At 40.0% G+C, this 1598-nt stretch carries 2 protein-coding genes; both read left to right on the top strand.

Annotation, left to right across the window (positions count from 1 at the left end; translation table 11 throughout):
* Window positions 1-689: helix-turn-helix domain-containing protein (locus tag HMPREF0693_RS13360; RefSeq protein ID WP_004245987.1), on the top strand; the 689-nt coding region annotated here is incomplete at its 5' end.
* Window positions 689-1598, top strand: a 910-nt coding sequence (locus tag HMPREF0693_RS13355; protein WP_004245986.1) for a replicative DNA helicase, incomplete at its 3' end; no start/stop codon positions are given. The genes HMPREF0693_RS13360 and HMPREF0693_RS13355, both read left to right, overlap by 1 nt.

The raw sequence follows: 1598 nt of genomic DNA, 5'->3' as shown, positions 1-1598 counted from the left end.
CTGATAATGCCAATGATAAAGGTGAGTGCTTTCCTTCTTATGAGACTATTGCACGTCATTGCGAAATTAGCCGTCAAAGTGCGATAAACCACATTAAAAGTTTATGTAAAAAAGGGTTTGTTCGTAAAGTTACGCGAAAAACAGATAAGGGACATACTTCCAATTTATATATTTTAGATTTGGAGGCTAAATCTCTTGATGACGGTAGTCAAAATACAGTACCACCTAGTCAAAATTCTGTACCAGAGGTAGTCAAAGAATTTGACCACGGTAGTCAAACTGTTGGACTAGGGGGTAGTCAAAAAATTTTACCCAGAACCAGTCAGTCTTTTAACCAGTCAATTAACCCTAAAAAATTATCGTCTGACGACTCGAAACCTGCAAAGCAGATTTCAATTAATCGACAAGCTAAAATTCCTTATCAGGAAATCATGCAAGCCTTCAACGAATCGGTAGGGGATAGATTACCCAATGCCGAATCACTGAATGACAAACGCAAACGAGCAATATCCAAATTCCTGAAAGAGCTCAAAGAACCCACAGTTGAATCAGCTAAAAATTATTTTGATTATTTTATGGAAACGGCGAGTGCTTGGTATTTTGGCGAAAATAATCGGGGTTGGCGAGCGAATTTTGATTATTTACTCAGACCTGAAACGGTACTCAAAACAAGGGAAGGAGCACTGTGATGAACCAAGTTCCGAATAATTTAATGGCGGAACAAAATGTTATTGGAGGACTACTGCTTGACCCGCAAAGTGATAATGCGCAATCAATTTTTTCACTGCTAAAACCTGAAGATTTTTATGCCCGACACCATCAAATTATCTATCTCACTCTGCGAGAAATGTATACCCAACGTATGCCAATAGACATCATGACGGTGACGGATTATCTGGAGTCAAAAGGGCGAATTAATCAATCAGGTGGTTTTGCCTATCTTGCTGAGATGGCAAGAGAAACACCGAGTATTGCTAACATTATGGCTTATGCGAAAAAAATCCGAGAGTGTTCCGCACAGCGTTTTGTTATCGAAAAGACGGTTGAAATTCAAAAACTCATGATGGTGCCAAGTGAGTTAAGTTTTACGGATAAAATTGAACAAGCACAACGCTTGCTTGATGAAGCCACTTCGTTTGGAAAAATGGGAAAAAAAACAGGGTTGCGCCGAATTGATGATGTGTTGGATGATGTTTTTACCGACATTTGTGACCGACAAGATAACCCAGAGAAACATCGAGGATTAAAAACGGGATTTAAAGATTTTGACCGCCTATTAAGCCCGAAACAGATTGTTATCGGTTCACTGTTCGTGATTGGTGCTCGCCCTAAGATGGGGAAAACAACCGTTCTCACTGAAATGGCAAAAAATGTCTCACAACAAGGTAAGCCTGTATTGCTGTTCAGCATGGAAATGACGGATAAACAGCTTGTTGAACGGACACTAGCCCAACAAACCCAGATTAATTCAGATAAATTTTACCAAAAGTTAGAGGAGCATGAATGGGATAGGCTTTGCAGTGCCATCGGTCGCCTTAAAGATGAGCCCAATATTTGGGTGGATGATACACCTGGCATGTCCTTACAACACATTCGTT

Origin of the sequence: Proteus mirabilis ATCC 29906, from assembly GCF_000160755.1 — a bacterium.
Taxonomy (GTDB): Bacteria; Pseudomonadota; Gammaproteobacteria; order Enterobacterales; family Enterobacteriaceae; genus Proteus; species Proteus mirabilis.
This window is presented reverse-complemented; position numbering and strand designations above follow the sequence as displayed.